This window comes from Acinetobacter sp. 1566109 (assembly GCF_000582255.1).
Lineage (GTDB): Bacteria > Pseudomonadota > Gammaproteobacteria > Pseudomonadales > Moraxellaceae > Acinetobacter > Acinetobacter nosocomialis.
In genome coordinates, this window is the sequence record NZ_JEYB01000259.1 from 1 (window position 1) to 334 (window position 334).

At 35.3% G+C, this 334-nt stretch carries 1 protein-coding gene; it reads right to left on the bottom strand.

Going from position 1 to position 334, the window contains the following annotated elements; translation table 11 throughout:
- Positions 1-99: 99 nt before the first annotated feature.
- On the bottom strand, positions 100-334 hold a 235-nt coding region (locus J582_RS25660), incomplete at its 5' end, for a DMT family transporter (protein WP_032049070.1).

Consider the following 334-nt stretch of genomic DNA (forward strand, 5'->3'; position numbering starts at 1 on the left):
ACCAGAAATACCCTTTTGAGAAACAAGAATAGTTGCCTGTTCAAGGATGCGCTTTCGAATAACCTCTGGTTGCTTCTTTTGTTGCCGAATTTCTTTCACTTAATGACCTGCTGATTGCGAAAATAAATTAATAATTATTACGCCAGATACGATAAAACCAATTCCAATTAAAGCAGGATTATCTAGTGTCTGTTTAAAAACAAAGTAGCCAACTACAGCAGTTAGAACAATCCCAACACCAGCCCATATAGCGTATGCGATACCTAAAGGGATTGTTTTAATAACTTGTGATAATAAATAAAATGCCGTGCTAAAAAAAATAAAGACCATCACG